Genomic DNA, 22,949 nt, shown 5'->3' with positions numbered 1-22,949 from the left:
GTGAAGGGCGCCGATTCCGGCGCCTGCCGGCCTGGGGCCGGCTGATTCAGTTGCAAAAGCGGATTTTACTTGCGGGAAAAATGCACCACCAGCCGGTCGCCGATGGTCTGCAGCACTTGTACCAGGACGATCAGCATGATCACCGTGACCACCATCACATCGGTCTGGAAGCGCTGGTAACCATAGCGGATCGCCAGGTCGCCGAGACCGCCGGCGCCGACCACGCCGGCCATGGCGGTATAGCTCACCAGGGTAATCGCGGTCACGGTAACCGCCGCGAGAATACCCGGGCGGGCTTCCGGCAGCAGCGCATTGAGAATGATCTGGCGGGTGGTTGCGCCCATCGCCTGGGTGGCTTCGATAATGCCCCGGTCGACCTCGCGCAGTGCGGTTTCCACCAGCCGCGCAAAGAACGGCGCGGCGCCGATGACCAGTGGCGGAATGGCCCCGGCGACGCCCAGGGAGGTGCCGGTGAGGAGCACGGTGAACGGAATCATCACGATCAGCAGGATGATGAACGGCAGCGAGCGCACCACGTTCACCACGAAGGCCAGGATCGCGTAGGTCGCCTTCTGCTCCAGCAACTGGCGCGGGCTGCAGAGGAACAACAGGATCCCCAGCGGCAGGCCGAGCAGGATGGTGAACACCAGCGAGGTGCCGAGCATCAGCATGGTGTCGCCGGTGGCTTCCCAGATATCCGACCAGTCGATGTTGGCGAAGAAACTCAGAAACAGGTCCATCAGCGCAGTACCTCCATATGGACGTCCGCGGCGCTGAAGCGCGCGAAGGCCGCGTCCATGTCGCCGCCGGTGATGGCGAGCGTCAGTTGCCCATAAGGGGTGTCCTTGATGCGGTCGATGCGACCGGCCAGGATGCTGTAGTCGACGCCGGTTTCACGGGCGACGGTGCCCAGCAGCGGCGCGTAGGTGGCGTCGCCCTGGAAGGTCAGGCGCACGATGCGGCCCGGTACATGGGCGAAGTCGTCGCGTTGCTCGCTCTCGTTGACCTGCTCGTCTTCCTGGACGAAGCGGCGGGTGGTCGGGTGCTTGGGGTGCAGGAACACCTGCGCCACCGGACCCTGCTCGACGATCACGCCGGCATCCATCACCCCGACCACGTCGCAGACCCGGCGGATCACGTCCATTTCATGGGTGATCAGCACGATGGTCAGCTTCAGCTCGCGATTGATCTCGGCCAGCAGTTGCAGGACCGACGCAGTGGTTTGCGGGTCGAGGGCGCTGGTGGCTTCGTCGCACAGCAGGATCTTGGGCTTGGTCGCCAGGGCGCGGGCGATGCCGACGCGCTGCTTTTGCCCACCGGACAGCTGGGCCGGGTACTTCTTCGCGTGGTCGGACAGGCCGACGCGCTGCAAGAGTTCGGCGACGCGTTGGTCGATCTCGCGACGCGACAGCTCGCCGGCCAGGGTCAGCGGCAGCGCGACGTTGTCGGCGACGGTCTTGGATGCCAGCAGGTTGAAGTGCTGGAAGATCATCCCGACCTGTTGGCGGAAACGCCGCAGGCCATTGGCGTCGAGCGCCGTGACCTCTTCGCCGTCGACGATGATCTGGCCGCCGCTGGGGGCTTCCAGGCGATTGATCAGACGCAGCAGGGTACTTTTTCCCGCACCGGAATGGCCGATCAGGCCAAACACCTGGCCGTTCTCAACCCGCAGGTTGGTGGGGTGCAGGGCGGGAATATCCTTACCGGCGACCCGGTAGGTTTTATGGACGTTATGAAACTCGATCACGTAGCGAACCTTGTGGGGCGCAATGGAAAAAGGTCAGCGGTTAGCCGGGCGCGCATTTTAGCTTGTCCGTATAGGACGTCTTAGCATTTATTTCGCATTCTACCTTCAATTTGGGCATATCTCGATCAGTGGTGGTCGTCGCGTCGAACGTGGGTATAGCGCGATGGTGCTGCTGGCTGGCAGTTTTCCAATTAACAATCATCAACCGGATTACATCGGTTTTAGTGTGTTGCGTAGGAGGTTTCGTTAATTTTAAGTTCAGGGTTTTCTATGTTGCCTGGATCCAATCAGGCTCTCGGGCATTCATATTTTGAATCGGCTTTTCCCGAGACTTGTTGTTTTTGTTCAAGTAGGCTTTTAACTAATCCGGCTCCCGAAGGTGTTGTTGGCTTCGGGTGTTGCAAGTTTCTTGGTTGAAATTTGTGAATTGAGTATTTAGCCGGAAAGCAATGGATGGCCTTAGTCGTTTTATTTGTTTGACACGGAATTTCCGTGTTTCCGATAAGTTTGGAAACAATAAATAAGGTGATCGCATTGAAACCACTCAAGACCATGGTTGTGGGCTTGCTTGCCCTATCGATTCATCATGCCGCAACCGCCAGTTATAGTTCGACGGGTTCGTCGGATACCCCAAGTCTTATCGCTTCGCAAAAACTGCTGATGTTCGGCCCTCCATCCGCACAAGCGCTTCCGGAGACTTTTGACGCCTGGTCACGCCTGATGGCGGATGCCCTGGAGCCCGAGGAGATAGAGCGGCAACGAACACATATTGCCTTGGCTTATCTGGATATCGCGGCCGTTATGCAGGATGAAAACGCTCAGGCCAAGGTCGGTCAGCTGTTTGCCGAGCAAATGCCCATTTTGCTGAAAATGGACAATGAGAATGCGCAGTCGAAGAGCCAGGTCGCCGCGTTGTTTGGTATCTCCGGTTCCTCGCGATATACGCTGTTTTACCGAAAAAACAACTCATTGATAGAGGTCCATGGTTTCGATGACTTGAGCACGCAGGAGCAAGTTTCCGCACTCGAACAGCAGGTGGTGGCGTGGCAGTCCGGGCAAGACGGGCATTCGGTCGACGAGGCGGAAGACGGCGTAGCAGCAACTACGGAACATCAATATGCCAGCGTTCCGGCGCAAGCCCAGGTTTCAAACTTTAATGCTGTACCGAGCCTGACGTTCAACTTGTCTCGAACGGGGCCGAGAGGTGAAGTCTCGACATTGGCCAATATCGAGATCATCAGAAGTGCCCAGCGTGCCCAAGACAAGAAATTCATTATTGTCAAAGCTAAGCCGACGACGATTAAGTCGGCGAGAAATGGCATTGTCACACCGATACCCGGCGTCAGAAATCTCTGGGCCTCCTACCTGCCCCATACCTACCGGGCGAGTCATCGGGTCGAGGCCGCCGGCGTCGGCCCGGCGCTGGTGAAATTTGCTCCCCCGAGTGATGGTCGAACGGAGTTCAGCTACAGCGAGACACAGACCCGTGGGTTCATCATCGGTGGTTCGGTGGGTGCCGAGTTCGGGCCCGGAGCGTCGGACAAGGCCACCTACGTTGCCAAATCCCCTTTCAGCCTGGGTGCCAGTTATGAGCACAGCAATAGCAAGACCCTGGCCACCAGCTTCAAAGACTACTCGTTGTTGGCCTCGTCGAATAACCAGGGTGCGCTTTGGGAAGCCCCCATCGCCCCACGTCTCAGAAGTGCGTTGATTGACCGAGTCACCGCGAACGGGCCGATTCTGACAGAGAGCCGCATGACGCCGATGATGCGCCAAGCCAGTCTGGAAACCTACAGTGTCTGGGCGTTGCCAGGCAGTTACAGCGGCGATGCGAAAGTGATAGTCGGTGGCGGTTATGACCTGCAGGTGGATGAATGGTGGCGGGATCGGACCCAGATCAGGAAACGCAGCGAGTTGGTCAGCTATGGCTATAACAGTGAGTTTGTCCTGGATTTATCGAGCCCTTACCTGACGCGAGAGATGTCGGTGCTCATCCGCTCCCAGGACGGTGCGGGAAGTTGCCTGGTCGAGTCGGGGAGCACGGTGACGCTTGCCGCGTGCAACGCACAGCAAAAAAGCCATCTGTGGGGACTGGATTCGGAAAGTCGTTATGTCAACCGCGGGTCCGGAAAATGCCTGACGTTGCAGGAGCGCTCCGGTGCGCTGCTGACTGAAACCTGCCGTATCGACAATCGCCAGCAATGGGAGTGGCGCGCGGACAGGATTCATTCGCTCTATGATCTGGACTGGCGGCTGTTTGTCCAGGGGACGCTGCCCTCGGCAAAACCGAACGGCGCGATGGCCTTCGACGATGTGCCGGTCAATGCCTTCAACCGGTTCAATATCCCTTGGGCCAGTTACCCCGGAGCGCCTTCGGCGGGTGATGTCATGCCCAACGAAAATGGCGTGTCACCGCAGATCAGCCCGGACTGGGTCGCGACCTACAGGAACCCTGTCGATGCCCGTCAGCGGTGGCGTATCGAAATACTTCGTGATGGGCTGTAAGCGTCGGTTCGGATGAGGTTTTGCTCGCCGCTTGAGGTCATGGTGACTGCAAGCGGCGGGCGCAGGCTTTACGGCTTGCGCGGCGTCAAGACCACCTGGGCCTTCACCTGCCGATCGATCTGCTTGTCGATCTTCAGCGCAAAATCGGCATCAAGCTTCTTCACGCGCTTTTCCAGCAAGGTCGCCAGCCATGGGTAATCCTGGGTGCGTGGCACCTGGAACGTCACCGTGCACTGGTAATTGACCACGTCTGCCGCCAGTGCATCCATCTGTTTGCGCAGTTGCGCAACGTCCTGGATGTTCAGGGCGATCGTGCTGCTCTCGGCACTCGGATCGATCAAGCGTGCCGCCGGCTTGGCTTCGGCGGCCTTGAGCGCGGCCTCGGCTTTTTCCAGCTCGGCTTTACGTGCCTGGGCAATCGCGCCATTGACCCCGCCGGTCAGGGCCGGTGCCTTGGGCATCAGCGCCCGGGCCCGGCTCAGGGCGGTGGCGGCGGCATTGACGTCGCCTTTTTGCAGCACGATCTGGCTGCGTTGCAGATAGGCTTCGGCCAGCTGCCGCTGGTAGGTCACCCACTGGGGATCATCCGGCGACTGCGTCTGCAAGGCACCCAACTGGTCCTCGGCGGTGGCCAGTTCATTACTGTTGATGCTCTGCTCCAGCGCGGCAATGGCCGCCACCCGGGCGTCGGGCACTGTGGTGTCCACCGGCGGGGTGCTCTGGCAGGCGCCCAGCAGCAGGGAAAATGCGACAAGGAGCAGATAACGGGAGGCGAACGGCTTCATTCCTGCGACTCTCTAATTGCGCAAAAAACGAGCAAGTCTACACCCCTCTGCGGGGCAGGACAAAACTCAGCAGAAACAGGCCGGCGGCCGTGACCACGATGGACGGCCCCGCCGGGGTGTCCTTGAACCAGGACAGCGCCAGGCCACCGCACACCGCGAGCATGCCGAGCAGGCTGGCACCCAGGGCCATCTGCTCCGGCGAACGGGCGTGCCGCTGGGCGGCGGCGGCCGGGATGATCAGCAAGGAAGTGATCAGCAGTACACCGACGATCTTCATCGCCACCGCGATCACCACGGCGATCAACAGCATCAGCGCCAGGCGCAACGACGCGACCGGCAGGCCTTCGACGGTGGCCAGCTCTTCATGCACGGTGATGGCCAGCAACGGCCGCCAGAGGCTGATCAGCAGCACCAGCACCGCCGCGCTGCCGCCGAGGATCCAGTAAAGGTCGCCGGTGCTGATGGCCAGCAGGTCGCCGAACAGGTAACCCATCAGGTCGATGCGCACTTCATGCATGAAGCTTAGTACCACCAGCCCGAGGGACAAGGTGCTGGGCGCGAGAATCCCCAGCAGGGTATCGGAGGCCAGGGGCTGGCGCTGTTGCAGGGTCACCAGCAGCACCGCCAGCAGCAGGCAGCCGACGGTCACCGCCAGGGTCGGGCTGACGTCCAGCAGAAAGCCCAGGGCCACGCCGAGCAGCGCCGCATGGGACAGGGTGTCGCCGAAATAGGCCATGCGTCGCCAGACCACGAACGAACCCAACGGGCCGGCCACCAGGGCCAGGGCCAAGCCTGCCAGCAAGGCGTAGAGCAGAAAATCAGCCATGCTTGCAGCTTTCTCCGTGAACGTGGGTATGGGCCGCCGGGGCCTCTTCGCTGACCACGGCGCCGTGCAGATCGTGGGCGTGGTCATGGTGATGGTGATAGATCGCCAGGCTCTGGGCGTTCTGCCCGAACAGCTCGACGAAGGCCGGGTCGCCGCTGACTTGTTCAGGGTGACCGGAGCAGCAGACGTGGCGGTTGAGGCAGACCACCTGGTCGGTGGTGCTCATCACCAGGTGCAGGTCGTGGGAGACCATCAGCACGCCGCAGCCGTGGCGATCGCGCAGGCGGGTAATCAGGCTGTAGAGCTCGGCCTGGCCGGCGACGTCGACGCCTTGCACCGGCTCGTCGAGCACCAGCAGTTGTGGTTCGCGCAGCAGGGCGCGAGCCAGCAGCACCCGCTGCATTTCGCCGCCGGAGATGCTTTGCACCGGGCTGTCGATCACCTGTTCGGCGCCGACTTCGCCCAGGGCCGCCAGGGCGCGCGCGCGGTCGACACCCGGCACCAGGCGCAGGAAGCGCAGCACCGACAGCGGCAGGGTCGGGTCGACATGGAGTTTCTGCGGCATGTAGCCGACCCGCAGCTTCGGCTTGCGCCAGACACTGCCGCGATCCGGCTTGAGCAGCCCGAGCACAGCGCGCACCAGGGTGGTCTTGCCGGCACCGTTGGGGCCGATCAGGGTGACGATCTGCCCGGGTTCGACGCTCAGGTGGATATTGTCGAGCACGTTCTGCCCGGCAAAGGTCACCCCTACCTGCTCGAGGCGAATCAGCGCGGTGCTCATCAGGCCCCCTGGCAACCCGAGCAGAGCCCGATCACTTCGACGGTCTGGGCCTCGACGGCAAAGCCGACATCCCGGGCGCTGTTGATGATGGCGTCGCTGATGGACTTCTGCTCCAGCTCGATGGCGGCGTGGCACTGGCGGCAGATCAGGAACTGGCCCTGGTGGGCGTGTTCCGGGTGGTTGCAGCCGACAAAAGCGTTGAGCGAGGCGATGCGATGGACCAGGCCGTTGTCCAGCAGGAAGTCCAGGGCGCGGTAGACGGTCGGCGGCGCGGCGCGGCGGCCGTCCTGCTCGCTCAGCACGGCGAGGATGTCATAGGCGCCCAGCGGCTTGTGGCTCTGCCAGACCAGCTCGAGCACTCGCCGCCGCAAGGCGGTCAGGCGCAGGCCCTGGCGTGCGCACAGGGCATCGGCGTCGGACAGCGCGCTGTGCACGCAATGGGAGTGATCATGGGGACGACTGGCGAGAGGGGTTTTGGGCATGAGCGGCGACGGCATTTGTGAGAGACGTTATTATGTTACCTGTTCCTGCCACCTTGAGTGTTCATCGTGCCCCGTCTTTTTGCCTTTTTTGTCGCCATCAGTGCCAGTTTGCTAGTGATTTCCCCGGTTCAGGCGCAGGTCAGCGTGCTGACCAGCATCAAGCCTCTCCAGTTGATTGCCGCTGCTGTGCAGGAGGGCGTGGACACCCCCGAGGTGCTGCTGCCGCCGGGTGCTTCGCCGCACAACTACGCATTGCGGCCGTCCGATGTGCGCAAGGTGCAGTCGGTGGACCTGCTCTACTGGATCGGCCCGGACATGGAAAGCTTCCTGCCCCGAGTGCTCAAGGGCCGCAGCTTACCGACCGTGGCGGTGCAGGATCTGCCGGGGATGAAGCTGCGTCGATTTGCCGAAGATAGCCACTCCCATGCCGAAGATGCCGACGAACATGACCACGATCATCGTCCGGGCACGCTGGATGCGCACCTGTGGCTGTCGACGGTGAATGCCCGGGTGATTGCCGCGCGCATGGCCGCGGACCTGAGTGCGGCGGATCCGGCCAACGCCGGGCGTTACCAGAGCAACGCGAAGGCTTTCGATGGGCGGCTCGATGCCCTGGATGCACGGTTGAAGGCGCGGGTGGCGGGTGTTGCGGACAAGCCATACTTTGTCTTCCACGAGGCCTTCGACTACTTCGAGGACGCCTACGGGCTCAAGCACACCGGCGTGTTCAGCGTGGCCGCCGAAGTGCAGCCGGGCGCCCAGCATGTGGCAGCGATGCGGACGCGTTTGCAGGAAGTGGGCAAGACCTGTGTGTTCAGTGAGCCGCCGTTGCGGCCACGGCTGGCGGAAACCCTGGTGAGCGGTTTGCCGGTGAAGCTGGCCGAGTTGGATGGCCTGGGTGGCTACACGCCGGCGACGGCTCATGGGTATGAGCAGGTGCTGGAGAAGCTCGGCAATGATCTGGCCGGGTGCCTGGAGCACTTGTAAGAGCGAGCTTGCTCGCGATGGCCGTCAACGATAACGCGGGGGAACCTGATGCCCCGCGGCGTCTGGACTACCATCGCGAGCAAGCTCGCTCCTACATTGCGAACGGCAACTGAATGCTGACCTGCTGGCGCTGTGCCAGGCGAATCTGGAACTCCATCGGATCGTGAATCAGCACGTCCTGCCCGGCAAAGGACTCGGCGGCAATCAGGCGTGACAGCCAGAAGCGTACGCAAGCTACCCGCAACAGGGTCGGCCACAACTCGGCCTCGCCAGCCGTAAACGGCCGAAGGCCGGCATAAGCCCCCAGCAGCGCCCGCGCCCGTTGCCCATCGAGCACCCCGGCGTCATCCGCACACCAGTCATTCAAGGCAATCGCCACGTCGTAGAGCATCGGCCCGGAACAGGCGTTGTAGAAGTCGATCAACCCGGTCAGGTGGGTGCCTTCGAACATCGCGTTGTCGCGGAACAGGTCGGCATGCAGGTTGGCCCGGGGCAGCGCGAGGATCTGCGCCTTGTACCGGCCGATCTCCTCCAGCGCCGCTTGCAGCAGGCCACGGGCTTCGTCGTCCAGGTGCGACTTGAGCTTTTCACCTTCTTCGAGCATCCAGTCCAGACCGCGGTCGGTCTTGCGCTCGAGGATATTGTTGCGGGTCGCCAGGTGCAGGTGACCGAGCAGTTCGCCCACTTGCACGCAGTGCTGGGCATTGGGCTGCTTGATGTGTTTGCCGGCCAGTCGTGGTTGCAGCAACGCCGGTTTGCCGGCCAGTTCGCGCAGGGCCTGGCCGTCGGTGGTGCGCAAGGCATAGGGCACTGGCAGGTCGGCGTCATGCAGGACATCGAGCAGCTCGATGAAGAACGGCATTTCCTGCACCGGTCCGCGTTCAACCAGGGTCAGGACGTACTCGCCCTTCTCCAGGCTGATGAAGAAGTTGGTGTTTTCACTGCCGGCGGCAATTCCCTGGAAGTCGAGCAGACGACCGAGCCCGTAAGGGGCGAGAAAGGTTTCCAGCTCAGGCCGAGCCAGGGGGGTGAACACAGACATGGTTAAAACTGCCAGTACGGGCGCCGCCCAAGGCGGCGCCGATTAAAGTTAGGGGCTCACTTCCACTCAAGGATTTTCCATGCCGGAATGAGCATATCCGGTTGGTCCGAGCGGATGAAGTTTGCATCAGTACCGTCTGCACGTACCAGGAAGTAAGGCTTGCCACCTTTGGGGGTGACCTTTATGGCATACAGAAAGCCATTTTGCCGGTATTCCTGGATCGTTTTGTCCCCTTCCGTGTGGATCGTCACTTCTGGCTCGGCTACCGGCGCATCCGACGCGGCCATCACGGCCAACGGCGAGAGTGCAAGCAGGCCGCCCAATAACAGGCGATTGAGTTTACGCATGATAACCTTGTCCCTTTGTCGTCAACGGTCCGGCTATTCTACCGCCGCACCCGCCGAAAAGGTTGATCCTACTCATGAGCCAAGCCCCTCTCGTCCTGGTGGACGGTTCTTCCTACCTGTATCGCGCCTTTCACGCGATGCCGCCGCTCACCACGTCCAAGGGCTTGCCCACCGGGGCGGTCAAGGGCGTGCTGAACATGCTCAGAAGCCTGCGTAAACAGTATCCACAAAGCCCGTTCGCGGTGGTCTTCGACGCCAAGGGTGGGACCTTTCGCGATGAAATGTACGCCGACTACAAGGCCAACCGCCCAAGTATGCCCGACGACATGCGCGTGCAGATCGAGCCGCTGCATGCCAGCGTGCGCGCCCTGGGTTTCCCGTTGCTGTGCGTGGAAGGCGTGGAAGCCGACGATGTGATCGGCACCCTGGCCCGCAGCAGCGCGGCCGCCGACCGTCCGGTGGTGATTTCCACCGGTGACAAGGACATGGCGCAGTTGGTCGACGGGCACATTACCCTGGTCAATACCATGAACGAAACCTCGATGGACGTGGAGGGCGTGAAGGCGAAGTTTGGTGTCGCTCCAGAGCAGATCATCGACCTGCTGGCGTTGATGGGTGACTCTTCCGACAACATTCCGGGGGTCAAGGGTGTCGGCGAGAAAACTGCGGTGGCCTTGCTGGTGGGGGTCAATGGGGGTTTGAAAGAACTGTACGAGCAGCTCGACGAGGTGCCGAACCTGCCGATTCGCGGGGCCAAGACTTTGCCGGCCAAGTTGCTCGAGCACAAGGACATGGCGTTCCTGTCCTACCGGTTGGCGACCATCAAGGTCGATGTGCCGCTGGAGGTCGGCCTGGACGATCTGCACCTGGGCGAACCGGACCGGGAAAAGCTCGCCGAGCTGTATGCCGAGCTGGAGTTCAAGAGTTGGATCGACGAGTTGCAGCGTGAAGCCAAGCGCATCGAGCTGGCGGCGGCTGCGGCACCTGTGGCCGAGAGCGCCGGGCTCTTCGATGCCGAATCGACGGGCGCTAACCCGCCGGTGGCCGAAGTTCCCAGTGAGCCACAGTACGAAACCCTTCTCGACCAGGCCCGTTTCGATGCCTGGCTGGAGAAGCTCAAGGGCGCCAAACTCTTCGCCTTCGACACCGAAACTACCGGGATCGACGCGCAGCAGGCGCAGTTGGTCGGTGTTTCCTTCGCCGTACAAGCCAATGAAGCCGCCTATGTGCCGCTGACCCATAGCTATCTCGATGTACCGCAGCAACTGGACCGCGACAGCGTGTTGCGGGCCTTGAAGCCGTTGCTGGAAGATCCGGAAAAGCTCAAGGTCGGCCAACACGCCAAGTTCGACATGAATATCCTCGCCAACTGCGCCATCGGCGGTGACCCGGCGTGCGGCATCACGGTGCGCGGCATCGCTTTCGACACCATGCTCGAATCCTACGTGCTCAACGCCACGGCGACCCGGCACGATATGGACAGCCTGGCGAAGAAGTACCTCGACTACGACACCGTCAGCTTCCAGGACATCGCCGGCAAGGGCGCCAAGCAGCTGACCTTCGATCAGATACCCCTGGAGCAGGCCGGGCCGTATGCCGCTGAAGACGCCGACGTGACCTTGCGTCTGCACCTGGCCCTGCATGAGCAACTGGCCGCCGAGCCGAGCCTGCTCAGCGTGCTGACCGATATCGAAATGCCGCTGGTGCCGGTGCTGGCGCGGATCGAACGCCAGGGTGCGCTGGTGGATGCCGACTTGCTCGGGGTGCAGAGCATCGAGCTGGGCAAGAAGATGGTGGAGCTGGAGCGCGAAGCCTTCGTGATCGCCGGCGAGGAGTTCAACCTCGGCTCGCCCAAGCAACTGGGCGCGATCCTCTACGAGAAGCTCGGCCTGCCGGTGCTGAAGAAGACCGGCAAGGGCCAGGCGTCCACGGCTGAGGAAGTCCTGGCCAAGCTGGCCGAAGACGACTATCCGTTGCCCAAGGTACTGATGCAGTACCGCTCCATGAGCAAGCTGAAAAGCACCTACACCGATCGCCTGCCGGAGCAGATCAACCCGCGTACCGGGCGTATCCACACCTCCTATCACCAGGCGGTAGCGGCGACCGGGCGGCTGTCCTCCAGCGATCCGAACCTGCAGAACATCCCGGTGCGCACCGCCGAAGGGCGGCGGATCCGCCAGGCGTTCATCGCGCCCCCAGGCTACAAGCTGCTGGCGGCGGACTATTCGCAGATCGAGCTGCGGATCATGGCCCACTTGTCCAAGGACGAAGGCTTGCTCAATGCCTTCCGCCACAACCTCGACGTGCACACGGCGACGGCGGCGGAAGTGTTCAAGGTCGAGCTGGGCGAGGTCACGTCTGACCAGCGCCGCAGCGCCAAGGCCATCAACTTCGGCCTGATCTACGGCATGGGCGCGCAGAAGCTGGGCAAGGACATCGGCGTCGACACCAAGACCGCCAAGGCTTACATCGACGTGTATTTCGCCCGCTATCCGGGGGTTCGCGAATACATGGAGCGCACTCGCGGCCAGGCCTCGGAGCAGGGTTATGTCGAGACCCTGTTCGGGCGTCGGCTGTACTTGCCGGAGATCCACTCCAATCGTCCCCAGGAGCGCGCTGGCGCCGAGCGCACGGCGATCAACGCGCCGATGCAGGGCACGGCGGCGGACATCATCAAGAAGGCCATGGTGGCGGTGGATAACTGGCTCGGCGAATCCGGCCTGGATGCCCGGGTCATCCTTCAGGTGCACGATGAACTGGTGCTGGAAGTGCGCGAGGACCTGGTGGCGGAAGTCAGCGAGCAGATCCGCGTCCATATGAGCGGTGCGGTGCAGCTGGATGTGCCGCTGCTGGTGGACGTGGGCGTGGGCAACAACTGGGATGAGGCGCACTGAGTCGCGGTTTTTGGCTGTGTTTTGCCGTGACATGACGTCGCGGTAAAGCACTATCGAAAGGCCATTAGTTCAGAGATGCCCGTCACTTATGCCAAATAGTTTTTGAAAATTTTTGGAACTAAATCGGCAAAACCACACTCAGAGTTACTGAATGGCTGGTGAAGCCCTTCGATGCTCCTATGTTGTGTTAAGTGTTGGCAGATATTCCGGACGCCGCCCTAGCGGTTCGGAACTTGGACCCCGAACTTCCCCTCCCCATACGAAGTCCGGGGTTTTTTTTACCCTAAAACTGGCTGTGGCGGGCTCATGCTGTGTTAAACGTGCGGCGTGAAAGACTCATTTACAGCCAGTAAACTTCGCCTTTCACGCCGCACGTTTGCCTTGCCTGAACGCACCACAGACAGTTTTATGTCCGTCTGTCGGGCCTCAAAAGCTAAAAGCAGCTTTATTCTGCGGCTTCCTCGGCGCCCTTGTCCGCCAGTTCCATCCAGTCGGCCAATACGGTGTAGGCCTCTTCCAGGCCCTGGCGTTTCGGCGCCGAGAACAGCTGGATGCTGATGGCATCGCCCCAGCCCTTGCGAATTTCCGCCTGCACCTTGAGCAAGGTGTTTTTCGCCGCGCCGTAGGTCAGCTTGTCGGCCTTGGTCAGCAGGATGTGCATCGGCATGCCGCTGGCCACCGCCCAATCGAGCATCAACAGGTCGAAGTCGGTCATCGGATGGCGGATGTCCATCATCAGGATCAGACCCTTCAGGCTCTCGCGACCACCCAGGTACGCTTCCAGGTGACGCTGCCAGTGCAGCTTCAGCGGAATCGGAACTTTTGCATATCCGTAGCCCGGCAGGTCGACCAGACGCCGATCATCGTCTAGCTTGAAGAAATTCAGTAGCTGTGTGCGCCCCGGGGTTTTCGAGGTGCGCGCCAGGCTCGCATGGGTCAGGGTGTTGAGGGCGCTGGATTTACCGGCGTTGGAACGGCCGGCAAAGGCCACTTCAAAACCTTCGTCGTCCGGGCACTGGTCGACTTTGGCGGCGCTGAGCATGAAGGTGGACTGTTGGCACAGGCCGAGAATGGGGTTCTTGAGTTGCATGGGATTTCCGATATGGGCGGTGCCGGGGATGGACGCGGCAGCAGTGTCATTTCCGTTTCAGTAGCGCCAGTATATAATGCCGCAGATTTTGTGTGTGCTTTGTCCATACACAGGATAAGGCCCATGGGGGCGATAGACCTAGACCGCGCACTAGAACGTGGGACGTCCCCAACCCTGAGAAGGTCATTTATGACCCAATGGCTGCTGGCCGCCGGACTCTTGATGCCGCTTTACAGCGCGCAGGCTACACAGGATCCGGAGGCCGTGTACAACCGTGTTTGTGGTGCCTGCCATGCCGGACAGCTGCCGATGGCCCCTGAAAAGGGTGACCAGGCGGCCTGGAAGCCAAGATTGGCGCAAGGTATGGAGACGTTGGTGCAACACGTGACCCAGGGTTTCAAGGCGATGCCGCCGCGTGGTTTGTGCATGGACTGCAGTACCGAGGATTACCGAAGCATCATCCAGTGGATGAGCGAGTAAGCCCGGTCCATAACTCTTAACCCTTAGCCGTAGTTGGATTAGCTGATGAACAAACTGATCGTGAGTCTGCTGTTGACCCTGGGGATCACAGGCCTGGCCCAGGCCGCTGGCGATGCCAAGGCCGGTCAGGCCAAGGCCGCCGTCTGCGGAGCCTGCCACGGGCCAGACGGCAACAGCATGGCCCCCAACTTTCCGAAACTCGCCGGCCAGGGCGAGCGCTACCTGACCAAGCAGATGCAGGACATCAAGTCCGGCAAGCGCACGGTACTGGAAATGACCGGTCTGCTGACCAACCTGAGCGATCAGGACCTGTCTGACATCGCCGCCTACTTTTCCAGCCAGCAAGGCAGCGTCGGCGCCGCCGATCCCAAGGTCGTGGCCCACGGTGAAGAGTTGTTCCGCGGTGGCAAGCTCGACCAGGGCATGCCGTCCTGCATCGGTTGCCACTCGCCCAATGGCGCGGGCAACGCCGCCGCCGGTTTCCCGCACCTGAGCGGCCAGCATGCGCAATACGTCGCCAAGCAGCTGACCGACTTCCGCGAAGGCAACCGCACCAACGACGGCGATACCAAGATCATGCAGAGCATCGCCGCGAAGATGAGCAACAAGGATATCGAAGCCGTCTCCAGCTACGTACAGGGCCTGCACTGAGGCTCTGACAGTCGGAGGGTCGAGCGATTGTCATCTTTGGCAACGTTAATGATCGATTAATCCATGGCTGTAACGATAAAAGGGTGGCCTTGGCCGCCCTTTTTTGTGGCCGCTGCCGTTACACTAATTACCGAACTAGAGCCCGCCCCGGTCTGTCTGAGTTACAGGTCGCGTCTGAGGCGACTTATCCATGTCCAGGAGCAAAGCATGCGTAATCTGATTCTCAGCGCCGCACTCGTCACCGCCAGCCTGTTCGGCATGTCGGCCCAGGCCGCCGATGTGCCGCTGGAGGCCGGCAAGACCTACGTCGAGCTGGAAAAACCAGTACAGGTTTCAGTCCCTGGCAAGATCGAAGTGATCGAATTCTTCTGGTACGGCTGCCCGCATTGCTATGCCTTTGAACCGACCATCAATCCTTGGGCCGAGAAGCTGCCCAGCGACGTGAACTTCGTGCGTGTTCCGGCCATTTTCGGCGGCCCGTGGAACGCCCATGGGCAAATGTTCCTGACCCTGGAAGCCATGGGTGTGGAAGCCCGTGTGCACAAGGCGGTGTTCGAAGAAGTGCAGAAAACCCACAAGATGACCCAGCCTGAAGAAATGGCCGATTTCCTCGCCACCCAGGGCGTCGACAAGCAGAAGTTCCTCGATACCTTCAACTCGTTCGCCATCAAGGGGCAGATGAAAAAGGCCAAGGACTTGGCTGAGCAGTACGGCATTTCCGGCGTACCGACCATGATCGTCAATGGCAAATACCGCTTCGACCTCGGCACCGCCGGTGGTCCGGAAGCCGCGCTGAATGTCGCCGACCAGTTGATCGCCAAAGAGCGAGCGGCCACGACGGCGGCCAAGTAAGGCCGCCGCCGTGATCGGGCACTGGGGGGCGGAGCGTCTCGTTGGCCTGCATCAACCCAAGGTCAACGAGCGTCACCTGGAGAGCACCGGCCTGCCGGCGGACAACCGCTTGCGCCTGCTCAGTTTCAATATCCAGGTGGGCATCAGCACCCAGCGCTATCGACATTACCTGACCCGTGGCTGGCAACACCTGTTGCCGCACACCGGGCGGGCGGACAACCTGCAGAAGATCGGCGGCCTGCTCGCCGATTTCGACCTGGTGGCGCTTCAAGAGGCCGATGGCGGCAGCCTGCGCTCAGGCTACGTCAACCAGGTCGAGCACCTGGCCCAGCTCGGGGCCTTTCCCTACTGGTACCAGCAACTCAATCGCAACCTCGGACGCCTGGCCCAGCACAGCAATGGGGTGCTGAGCCGTTTGCGGCCCTGGGCGATCGAAGATCACCCATTGCCGGGGCCAGCTGGTCGCGGGGCCATTCTCGTGCGTTTTGGCGAGGGGCCGGAGGCCTTGGTGGTGGTGATGATGCACCTGGCTTTGGGCGCGCGCACCCGTACCCGCCAGCTGGCCTATATCCGTGAATTGATCGGCGGTTTTCGGCATCAGGTCCTGATGGGCGACATGAACACCCATGCCAGCGACCTGCTGCTACACTCGCCTTTACGCGATCTCGGCTTGCTCGCACCGCAGGTGGAGGCCACTTTTCCCAGTTGGCGTCCGCAGCGTTGCCTGGACCACATTCTGCTCAGCCCCAGCCTGACGTTGGAGCGAGTCGAGGTGCTGGCCCAACCCATTTCCGATCATTTGCCGGTGGCCGTCGAAATTCGTCTGCCAGGCTCCATTGGTTCTGATACGTTGCCGGCCTTGAGTAGCTAAATCTCGCGGACGCCGGCATGAGCAGCGAAGAAGTCGAACGCTGGAAAGAGAAATACCTTAAAAGCATTGAAAAACAGGAAAAGCTCGAGCGTCGTTGGGACGCCCGCCTGGACTTGCTTCGCCGTGGGCTGGTGCGCAGTACCCTGGCGGCCGAGGGCACCGACAGCGCAGTTGACCAGTGCATGAAGGAAATGCGCGATATCGTCCGCAGCGACGATATGGACGCAGCCCTGGCGGCCCTGTTGCCCCGCCTGGAAAAGGCCGTGCTTGACTCCGAACAGCGCCGTGAGACCCGTGCCGAACAGGTGAGCACCGCGTTGAGCGCGCTGGTGACCCAACTGCAATCCTTGCCGCTGCCCCGTGAAGTCCGGCGGCCGCTGAAGAACTTCGCCAAACAGCTTGAGGGGCGTGCCGGTCAGGTGCGGGAAATCCCCTTGCTGCTCAGCGAACTCAGTGGCCTGCAGGGCAAGGCGTTGACGCAGCTTGAGCATCCGGCCGAGCCGGGCCGCCCCGGTCTGTTGCAACGGCTGTTCGGTGGCAAGGAAAACGCGCCGGAAGCACCGGGTCAGCCCTCCGGGGCCCAGGAGATTCCTGCCCACGCTGCCGAACCCGTGGCGCGTGAACCCGAGGTCGAGGTGTCGGAGGCTGCACCTGCACCTGCACCTGCACCTGCACCTGCACCTGCACCTGCACCTGCTCCCGCAGCACCTGCTGCACCCACCGCATCCGCAGCACCTGCGCCCGTAACTGCCACTGTCGCCGCGCCGCCCGCCCCTGTGGCCCCGGTCGAGGCCGTCGTGTCAGTCGAGCCCGAAGCGCCGCTGCTACCTGCGGCTGAGCCCGAGCCGGTGCTCGCGGCCAAACCGGTCGAGGCGGTGGCCTATGTGCCGTCGGTTATACCGCCGGAGTCATCGGCAGCCGTCGCCAAGCCGGTGCTCGAAGCGCCGCCCGCGGCCCCGGCGAGCGCGGATGGCCAACCGCCGTCGCCGGTTGCGGCGGCCGAGCCCAACGAGCCCAACGTCGTGCCTGTGCCTGTCGTCGAGGCAGCCGCACCGCCTGAAGTGCTAGTCCCAGTGCTGCATCCCGCACCTGCGGTGTTTATCGACAGCCTGCCGTTACCGCCGGTGATGGCCGAAGCGCTGGCCGCCGTCGACCCGGAATACCCCGAGCCGGATGTGCTGTTTGCCTTGCCCGAATCCCCGGAGCCGTCCTACAGCTCGGTGGCCGAACATATCGAGTCGACGTTGTTGGGCCTGCTCAATGACCTGACCCTGCCCGAGCGTCACCAGGCCCATGCCGAAGCCATGCGTCATCGCCTCGAACATGGGCTGAACTGGTACGAACTGCTGCCGATCCTCGATGACCTGGCGGTGTTGATGCTGGCGATCAACGACAGCGGGCAACACGACTTCCAGATCTACCTCAAGCAACTCAACGAACGCCTGGAGTCATTCCAGAGCAACCTGCAGGCGGCCAGTGCTGGCCACGCCGAAGGGCGTACGGCGGCGAACGAACTACACAGCCAATTGCGCGAGCATGTCGATAGTCTGCAAAGCAGCGTGCAGGACGCCGCGGACCTGGACAGCCTCAAGCACATCCTGGAAAACCGCCTCGAAGGCTTGCTGGGCACCATGGACCAGCACCAGCAGCAACGTGCGATCCGCGAACAGGAAGTCGCCGTGCGCCTGCAAAGCCTGGCCGAACGGGTGGCGCATATGGAGCAGGAGGCCCAGGTCTATCGTGATCACCTTGAGGAGCAGCGCCAGAAAGCCCTGGTCGACCCGCTGACTGGCCTGCCCAATCGTGCGGCCTGGAGCGAGCGGCTGGAGCAGGAGATGGAGCAGTGGCAGCAGCGGGGCAATAGTCTGCTGATCGCCATGCTTGATCTCGACCATTTCAAACGGATCAACGACAACTACGGCCATCTGGCCGGCGACAAGGTGTTGAAGATCATTGCCGGCGAGCTGCGCAAGCGCCTGCGCCCCGGCGACTTCATTGCCCGTTTCGGCGGCGAGGAGTTTGTCCTGCTGGTGCCCAATACCTCGGTCACGGCGGGGCTCAAGTTGGTCGAGGGCTTGCGCGCGGCCATCGCGGCCTGCCCGTTTCACTTCAAGGGCGAGCGCGTGACGATTACGGTATCGGTCGGCCTGTCGGCGTTCAGGAGCGGAGAGCGTAGCGACCATGCGTTGAAAAGAGCCGATGAGGCGCTTTACCGGGCCAAGAATGCCGGGCGTAACCGCATCGAACAAGGCTGAGGGTTGCATCAGGTAACAGAGCTTGGCCGTTGCTGTGCCTGCCAGTACGTTATGCTGTGACGATACTGTCTTTGCTTGTTGCCGCCGCCATGAAATTGCTCCCTCTGCTTCTCTCGATCCTGCTGCTGGCGGGCTGCGCCAGCGGTCCGCGAATGGACACCAGCCACCCTTCGGTCAACTACGACAACCGCGTGCAGTTCGTGATCCTGCACTACACCTCGGCGAACATGGAAAACTCGCTGAGATTGCTGACCCATGGCCAGGTCAGCAGCCATTACCTGATCGGCGACGACAATCGTGCCACCGTCTACAAGCTGGTGGACGAGAGCCAGCGCGCCTGGCACGCCGGGGAAAGCGAGTGGTTGGGACGTACCTGGTTGAACTCCAGCTCCATTGGCATCGAAATCGTCAATCCGGGTTTCCGTGATACTCCTGACGGGCGCGTCTGGTATCCCTACAGCGAAGCGCAGATCCAGGCGTTGGTGGTGTTGCTCAAGGACATCGTCAAACGCAATCACATCGAGCCACGCAATGTGATCGGCCACAGCGATATCGCGCCGCTGCGCAAGCAGGACCCGGGACCGCTGATGCCCTGGAAGCGCCTGGCGGCAGAAGGCCTGGGTGTCTGGCCCGACGAGCAGGCGGTCGCTCGGTTGCAAGCAACCTACGCCGCGCAACTGCCGAGCACCCTCTGGTTCCAGCAGCAGCTCCAGCTCTTGGGCTATACCACGCCGCAAACCGGTGAGCTGGATGTTGCCACGCGCCATGTCCTGGCGGCCTTCCAGATGCACTTCCGCCCGGCCCGCTTCGACGGCCTGCCGGATGCGCAAAGTGCGGCGATCCTCCAGGTGCTCAATCGGTCAAAATAACGTCACCGCCGGACGGTCAGCGCCGACTTCCCAATCTGTTGCTATAACTCATTGGTAAGTCTTAGGATATTCGTTGATGCCGGCTCGCCAGACGTTGCGCTCCTGGTTCCATCGTCCCTGGTCACTGGCATTGCTGGCGGCTCTGCTCAGTGCCGCCTTGTTGTTGGCCGGTAGCCTGGGGGTGGTGATACACCAGGTCAGGCAACACGAAAGCGAGCAGATGAATGCCCAGGGGCAACGTTTCCTGGAGCGCCTGGAACAGTTGTTCGGGCAACTGCGCGAGGGGCTCGACCAATTGGAGGCCCAGCCCTTGCGGGACTGTAGCCCGGCCATGATCGACACCTTGCAGCAGTTGAGCTTCAACTACCGCTTTATCTACGAAACCTTCTATGTAGACGCGACCCAGTCCTGTTCCAACTGGCCCAGCCAGGATGCCCACGTCACCTCGCGGGTGGCGGATATCCGCGGACCGACCTACAGCTATTGGCTCAATACCTCGGCCCAACCCAATGACAACCTGGCGGCGCTGATGCTGGGCCGTGGTCATTTCCGTGTGTCTACCTCCCGTGGGCATTTGAGCGATGTGGTGGAGCTGCCGCCGGGGGCCAGCCTGCTGGTGGTGGTCGACCGGGGGCGACGGGCGATCCCGGTGCTGGGGCCGGCGCAGATCTGGCCGCCTCCCGGCTGGTCAGCGACAACGCGCGACGCGCTGGTGATCACGCCGAATGAATTGATCTATCGCATGCCCACCCGCACCCCGGAATACCAGTTGGTGATGGTCGCGCCGCGGGCGGCCATGTCGTTGCCGATCGACCCGCTGTGGTGGTGGCTGCTCTCGGTGAGCCTGTTGATTGCTTTCTGCATCGGTGGCCTGACCTTGCAACTGGCTCGCCAGCGCCAGTCACTCAACGGCGAACTGCAAGGCGCGTTGCGGCGCGGTGAGTTCCAGGTCTTGTATCAACCGATTTTCGACCTCGGCAGTCGCCATTGCGTGGGGGCCGAAGCCTTGATCCGCTGGCGCCGGCCGGACGGCACGCTGACCAGCCCCGACCTGTTCATCCCCTTGGCGGAAAACACCGGGCAGATCCGCCAGATCACCGACTTTGTCCTGCAACGGCTGCTGGACCAGCTGGGTCAACTGCTGCGGGCCAATCCGCAGTTGTACATCTCGGTGAACCTGGCGGCCTGCGATGTGATGGTGCCGCGCATCGGTGAGGTGATTGCCGACCTGTTGCACGCGCACCGGGTCAGTGCCCGGCAGATTGCCTTCGAAGTCACCGAACGCGGGCTGATCGACGTGGTGGTGGCCCGGGACAATTTGCAGGCCCTGCGCAATGTCGGCCATCAGGTGTTGATCGACGACTTCGGCACCGGCTATTGCAGCCTGGCCTACCTGCAGACCTTGCCGGTGGACTGCCTGAAGATCGACAAGTCCTTTATCGATGCCCTGGGCCATGACGCCGCCAGCAGTGGTGTGGCGCCGCATATCATTCGCATGGCCCATGCGTTGCACCTACGGGTGATCGCCGAGGGCATCGAGTACGAGCACCAGGCGTTGTTGCTCAGCAGCGAGGGCGTGAATTACGGTCAGGGCTGGCTGTTCGCCCAGGCGTTGACGGCGGTGCAGTTCGTCGAATTGATCACCCGCGGTCGACGCCTGGCTTCCCGTCGCCTGGATGACGAAGCCTAGGGCCTGAAGCCCTAGAGCGGCAGCGCCATGTAGAACTGCGTGCCCTGCCCCGGCCGCGAATACACGCCCATGCGCCCGCTGTGCAACTGCACGATCTCCTTGCACAGGGCCAGGCCCAGGCCGGCGCCGCCTTTCTTGCGGCCAACCTGGACGAAGGGTTCGAAGATCCGTCCCTGTTGTCCGTAGGCAATGCCCTCACCGTTGTCCTCGACACTGATGATGACCCGCTCGCCATGGCGCCGTGCCTGCAAGCGAATCTGCCCGCCCCGGGCGGTGTGGCGCAGGGCATTGTCCAGCAGGTTGTCGAGCACGCGTTCCAGTTGCGGTTGATCGGCTGGCAGGCGCGGCAAGGGCGGCTGCAGCTCCACCTGCAGGTCGATGCCCTGGGTCAGGGCCTGTTCGGCATAACGCAGGCGGCAGGCTTGGAGCAGTGATTCGATGTCGCAGGGCACCAGGGTCAGTTTCTGCAGGCCGTTCTGGTAACGGGAGAAATTCAGCAGGTCGTTGATCAATTGCATCAGCCGCTGCATTTCTTCGTTGACCGTGTTCAACAGGTCGGCTTCCCGGGATTCACTGTCGAAATGCACGCGCTCCTGCAACAGGCCGAAAGCCATGTGCATGCCGGTGACCGGCGTGCGTAGTTCGTGGGAAGCTCGCAAGACGAACTCGCTGCGTACCCGTTCGAAGGCGCGCTGTTCGGTGACGTCGTGGAGGACCATCACCGCGCCGAGAATATGCCCCTCGGTGTGACTGACCGGGGTCAGGCTGTAGGTCAGCAAGCGGGACTCGCCTTCCACCTCGATCTCGAGGTCTTCCGGTGCCCGCTCCAAGCTGGCCCCGCGCAGGATCAATTGCAGTTGTTCGTCCAGTTCGGGCCGTTTCAGGGCCTCGCCCAGGCCTTGGCCGAGGCGGTCGCCGTCCCAGCCCAATTGCCGTTGCGCCACCGGATTGAGGTGCTCCAGGCGGCCTGCGCGGTCGATCATCAGCAGACCGTCGTCGATGCTGTCGAGCACGGCCTGCAAACGTTGCTGGCCGGCGAGCAATTCGTCGATGTTGGTTGCCTGATGCTGGCGCAGGGCCTCGGCCATGAGGCCGAAGCGCCGGGTCAGCAGGTTCATCTCGGCCGCCGGGGAAATCGGCAGGGTGACGTCGAAGTTGCCTTGGCCGATATGATCCGCCGCCTCGGCCAGGGCTTCGATGGGCGCGCCGAAACGCCGGGCGATGCCGTGGGCGGTGATAAAGCCGATGATCAGCACCGCCAGCCCGACAAACCCCAGTAGCCCGGCCACCAGCAGCGCCCGCTCGCGGGCATCGCTTTGCGTGGAGCTGATGTTGTCCAGCGCCTGCTTGTGCTCGGCGATCAGGCCGTTACGCAGGACATTGAAGCTGCTGGTGAGCTCCTCGGTGCTGCCGCTGCCGTTGCGTGAACGGGTAAAGGCCTGGAAGAATTTTTCGTAGTCGATCCGCGCCTGGGCGAAGCCGCTGCGCACGTCGTTGCCCTGCTCATGTTCGATACCTTCGTGGAGCAGTTGCAGGTAGTGTTCGCGAGAGGCCTCGAGGGCGGCCTGGTCCGGCTTGTCACTGAGCATCAGGAGCAACTGGTCGCCCAGGCTCTGGCGCAGCTTGAGGCCCAGGTCCAGGGTGATGAAGTTGTCGCTGATCAGCGACTCCTGGGTCTTGGCCATCTGCATCACACTGACCAGGCCCAGCATCAGGCCCAGCAAGGCGACGGTGATCAGCGCCGAGATACTCAGGAAGAGCCGGGTGCGCAGCTTCATCGCGAGTTTCATGGTGG

At 62.2% G+C, this 22,949-nt stretch carries 20 protein-coding genes; 10 read left to right on the top strand and 10 right to left on the bottom strand.

Going from position 1 to position 22,949, the window contains the following annotated elements:
- Positions 1–65: 65 nt before the first annotated feature.
- Together HX866_RS24735 and HX866_RS24730 are read right to left on the bottom strand one after the other, a co-directional pair.
- The gene (locus HX866_RS24735) at positions 66–740 is read right to left on the bottom strand and encodes a methionine ABC transporter permease (RefSeq protein WP_177093784.1); all 675 of its coding nucleotides are present in this window, start codon (positions 738–740) and stop codon (positions 66–68) included.
- Entirely contained in the window at positions 740–1,747 is a 1,008-nt protein-coding gene (locus tag HX866_RS24730; protein WP_177140578.1) for a methionine ABC transporter ATP-binding protein, read from the bottom strand. Before HX866_RS24730 ends, HX866_RS24735 begins: the two co-directional genes overlap by 1 nt.
- Before the next feature lie 534 nt (positions 1,748–2,281).
- Between HX866_RS24730 and HX866_RS24725 the strand changes: the two genes are divergently transcribed.
- Positions 2,282–4,252: an RICIN domain-containing protein gene (locus HX866_RS24725; RefSeq protein WP_177140577.1), complete on the top strand. Its 1,971-nt coding sequence runs from the start codon at positions 2,282–2,284 to the stop codon at positions 4,250–4,252.
- A 68-nt stretch (positions 4,253–4,320) separates the two neighbouring features.
- Here the strand turns inward: HX866_RS24725 and HX866_RS24720 are convergent, their stop codons facing one another.
- From HX866_RS24720 to zur, 4 genes are read right to left on the bottom strand one after another with little or no spacing between them, the layout of a single operon-like run.
- Positions 4,321–5,037: a PA5502 family lipoprotein gene (locus HX866_RS24720; protein WP_177093781.1), complete on the bottom strand. Its 717-nt coding sequence runs from the start codon at positions 5,035–5,037 to the stop codon at positions 4,321–4,323.
- 37 nt (positions 5,038–5,074) lie between these two features.
- Positions 5,075–5,863, bottom strand: coding sequence for a zinc ABC transporter permease subunit ZnuB (gene znuB, locus HX866_RS24715; protein ID WP_177093780.1), 789 nt, complete (start codon positions 5,861–5,863; stop codon positions 5,075–5,077).
- On the bottom strand, positions 5,856–6,644 hold the full coding sequence (znuC, locus tag HX866_RS24710; RefSeq protein WP_177093779.1) for a zinc ABC transporter ATP-binding protein ZnuC: 789 nt from the start codon (positions 6,642–6,644) through the stop codon (positions 5,856–5,858). The genes znuB and znuC overlap by 8 nt, the downstream gene beginning before the upstream one ends.
- Entirely contained in the window at positions 6,644–7,126 is a 483-nt protein-coding gene (gene zur / locus HX866_RS24705) for a zinc uptake transcriptional repressor Zur (RefSeq protein WP_177093778.1), read from the bottom strand. The genes znuC and zur overlap by 1 nt, the downstream gene beginning before the upstream one ends.
- Before the next feature lie 66 nt (positions 7,127–7,192).
- Between zur and HX866_RS24700 the strand changes: the two genes are divergently transcribed.
- A complete protein-coding gene (locus HX866_RS24700) occupies positions 7,193–8,113 on the top strand; it encodes a zinc ABC transporter substrate-binding protein (RefSeq protein WP_177093777.1) in 921 nt (306 codons plus the stop codon).
- A gap of 91 nt (positions 8,114–8,204) precedes the next feature.
- On the opposite strand, the gene HX866_RS24695 is transcribed toward HX866_RS24700, so the two are convergent.
- Positions 8,205–9,155, bottom strand: a complete 951-nt coding sequence (locus HX866_RS24695) for a homoserine kinase (RefSeq protein ID WP_177093776.1) — start codon at positions 9,153–9,155, stop codon at positions 8,205–8,207.
- A gap of 56 nt (positions 9,156–9,211) precedes the next feature.
- Positions 9,212–9,502, bottom strand: coding sequence for a DUF2782 domain-containing protein (locus HX866_RS24690; protein ID WP_121135765.1), 291 nt, complete (start codon positions 9,500–9,502; stop codon positions 9,212–9,214).
- Positions 9,503–9,576: 74 nt separating this feature from the next.
- On the opposite strand from HX866_RS24690, the gene polA reads away from it, so the two are divergent.
- Positions 9,577–12,396 (top strand): DNA polymerase I, encoded by a 2,820-nt coding sequence (gene polA / locus HX866_RS24685; protein WP_177140576.1) that lies wholly within the window; start codon positions 9,577–9,579, stop codon positions 12,394–12,396.
- 445 nt (positions 12,397–12,841) lie between these two features.
- Here polA and yihA read toward each other — a convergent pair whose 3' ends face one another.
- The gene (gene yihA / locus HX866_RS24680) at positions 12,842–13,486 is read right to left on the bottom strand and encodes a ribosome biogenesis GTP-binding protein YihA/YsxC (protein WP_177101197.1); all 645 of its coding nucleotides are present in this window, start codon (positions 13,484–13,486) and stop codon (positions 12,842–12,844) included.
- A gap of 189 nt (positions 13,487–13,675) precedes the next feature.
- Between yihA and HX866_RS24675 the strand changes: the two genes are divergently transcribed.
- From HX866_RS24675 to HX866_RS24645, 7 genes are all read left to right on the top strand, one after another.
- Positions 13,676–13,966, top strand: coding sequence for a c-type cytochrome (locus HX866_RS24675; RefSeq protein WP_121135768.1), 291 nt, complete (start codon positions 13,676–13,678; stop codon positions 13,964–13,966).
- Positions 13,967–14,011: 45 nt separating this feature from the next.
- The gene (locus tag HX866_RS24670; RefSeq protein WP_121135769.1) at positions 14,012–14,617 is read left to right on the top strand and encodes a c-type cytochrome; all 606 of its coding nucleotides are present in this window, start codon (positions 14,012–14,014) and stop codon (positions 14,615–14,617) included.
- 207 nt (positions 14,618–14,824) lie between these two features.
- Positions 14,825–15,469, top strand: coding sequence for a thiol:disulfide interchange protein DsbA/DsbL (locus tag HX866_RS24665; RefSeq protein WP_177093773.1), 645 nt, complete (start codon positions 14,825–14,827; stop codon positions 15,467–15,469).
- A 10-nt stretch (positions 15,470–15,479) separates the two neighbouring features.
- Positions 15,480–16,340 (top strand): endonuclease/exonuclease/phosphatase family protein, encoded by an 861-nt coding sequence (locus HX866_RS24660; protein ID WP_371318781.1) that lies wholly within the window; start codon positions 15,480–15,482, stop codon positions 16,338–16,340.
- A gap of 17 nt (positions 16,341–16,357) precedes the next feature.
- Positions 16,358–18,595 (top strand): GGDEF domain-containing protein, encoded by a 2,238-nt coding sequence (locus HX866_RS24655; RefSeq protein ID WP_177140575.1) that lies wholly within the window; start codon positions 16,358–16,360, stop codon positions 18,593–18,595.
- 89 nt (positions 18,596–18,684) lie between these two features.
- A complete protein-coding gene (locus HX866_RS24650; RefSeq protein WP_177140574.1) occupies positions 18,685–19,464 on the top strand; it encodes an N-acetylmuramoyl-L-alanine amidase in 780 nt (259 codons plus the stop codon).
- 76 nt (positions 19,465–19,540) lie between these two features.
- Positions 19,541–21,154: an EAL domain-containing protein gene (locus HX866_RS24645; RefSeq protein ID WP_177140573.1), complete on the top strand. Its 1,614-nt coding sequence runs from the start codon at positions 19,541–19,543 to the stop codon at positions 21,152–21,154.
- Between the two features lie 11 nt (positions 21,155–21,165).
- Here HX866_RS24645 and HX866_RS24640 read toward each other — a convergent pair whose 3' ends face one another.
- Positions 21,166–22,944, bottom strand: coding sequence for an ATP-binding protein (locus HX866_RS24640; RefSeq protein WP_177140572.1), 1,779 nt, complete (start codon positions 22,942–22,944; stop codon positions 21,166–21,168).
- Positions 22,945–22,949: the final 5 nt, after the last annotated feature.

It is taken from the genome of Pseudomonas gingeri, assembly GCF_013386165.1.
GTDB classification, from domain to species: Bacteria; Pseudomonadota; Gammaproteobacteria; order Pseudomonadales; family Pseudomonadaceae; genus Aquipseudomonas; species Aquipseudomonas gingeri_C.
This window is presented reverse-complemented; position numbering and strand designations above follow the sequence as displayed.